We start from the raw sequence: 1,745 nt of genomic DNA, 5'->3' as shown, positions 1-1,745 counted from the left end.
AATAAATGAAACATTAAAAAAATATGAAAAACAAATTAACAACAAAATTTTTAATGAGCATGTTCACTTGGCAAACAGTTGTGGAAAAAAATAAGAGAAGTATAAAAAACTAAAAAAATGCTATTATTATATTAACTTATCTACATAAAAAAGTCCTCTTATATAGGACTTTTTTTAATGATATCGAATGTAAACTTTTACATATTAGTTTACATTCATTTTCCCAAAATTATTAACCTTATCTCGAATCCCTTAATAATCTCAAAATCAACAACAAAAGTATACATTCAGGATGTTGATTTATCTCTTTTCTTTAAAGACGATAATACAAAGAAATATAAAACAGCTGGTATTATTCCAAAAAGAGCATTCCATACTAAGCCAGGTACCATAAAAACAAATGAAAACAATATACCTAATGAAATTACGCCAAATATCGCATAAATAAATAGTTGAACTAAATGAATTTTTTTAGGAGAATTCAGTTTACTTAAGACTTTTTTTATAAACCAATCAATCAATAATGAAACTGAAATTCCAAATAATATAAATATAGGACTAATGTAGATTATGGCTATCATAAATATATCTAGAAATGAAAATTGATACGGATTAGCGAAAACAAAATCAAGTATTTCGAATGACGTAGACATAATTAATGCTGACAATATAGCTGCTATCAACCTTCTTAATAAATGCACTGTTTTATCTCCTTTCATAAAAATTCAAAGTAAATACACTTGTAATATTTAGTTATCATAACTTCCGTTATTGGAAGTTAATTAAATCCGTCTTATAAAATAAAATAATAAAGATGCTAAAATAATAGGGCTGATTTCCACAAAGTCCTGAATAGTAAAAGATACAGATATAATATGTTTCCCAAAGATTATAATACGGATTAAATAACCATAGAAAACTCCTAACAATATAAATAAGGGGATTCCGAATTTTAACTTATAACTCTTTTTTATTTTTCTATAAAAAAATTCTCCTAATAAACAACCTATAAAAACAGGAATACTTCCTAATATCACATACATAATAATTGATACCCAAATCGGACCCCATGTTTCTTCATAATTGGGTTCTTGATAAGCTAAAATATTGATAGAAATAGAGAAAAACATCAAGCAAGCTAAATAGCTAACAACAAATTTTTTCAATGTAATTATCCTCACGATTTCCTAATTTTACTTTTATTATATGATAGTTACCATTGTGTAAGATAGATAAAATGTAATATGTATATTGTATTCAAATCGGGTTAACATAACGTCTCATTATCAGTAGCAAGAAAAAAGCGAATCCCTACTCTCAAAAGAAATCCACTTTTTCTTTTTCTATAACTCTATTCATTTTTTATACATTCCTATCCTGGCATGGTTTTTAGGTTACTGGATTAGCCGAAAAATTGTATAAAATCTTGCATACTCTTAGCCTGATTTTTTTCCAAAATGCTGGCGGTACCCCATGCCCATCAAGCTAAGGTTGGGTTTCCTATGAACTTCCGTTCATGTTGCCTACATGCTTGATATTTTGTTTATTTGTTTTTAAAAATACGCATACCAAATAAACCTTGATAAGGTGTATTTTTAAAGATTATGCAGTTTTTTGCTTTAGATTGGATACAGTACACTGATAAACGACACCTAAAATATCAAAGACTGTCTTTTTCTCATATCGATGCGATTTCCGTCCGTTTTTCTGTAAGAGGTCAAACAGACGAAGGAAAATTTTTGATA

Annotated in this window: 2 protein-coding genes; both read right to left on the bottom strand. The window is 27.4% G+C overall.

Annotated features, from left to right (window positions below):
• Positions 1–287: 287 nt before the first annotated feature.
• Positions 288–701 carry a hypothetical protein gene (locus tag CQZ94_RS30625; protein WP_105588421.1) on the bottom strand — a complete coding sequence of 138 codons (414 nt, stop codon included), beginning with the start codon at positions 699–701 and terminating at the stop codon, positions 288–290.
• Positions 702–782: 81 nt separating this feature from the next.
• Positions 783–1,166, bottom strand: a complete 384-nt coding sequence (locus CQZ94_RS30620) for a hypothetical protein (protein WP_181149586.1) — start codon at positions 1,164–1,166, stop codon at positions 783–785.
• Between the last annotated feature and the right edge of the window lie 579 nt (positions 1,167–1,745).

Source organism: Bacillus sp. MYb209 (genome assembly GCF_002975175.1).
GTDB lineage: Bacteria > Bacillota > Bacilli > Bacillales > Bacillaceae_G > Bacillus_A.
Note: the sequence above shows the minus strand (reverse complement) of the source record. Positions and strands in the feature narration are given on the sequence as shown.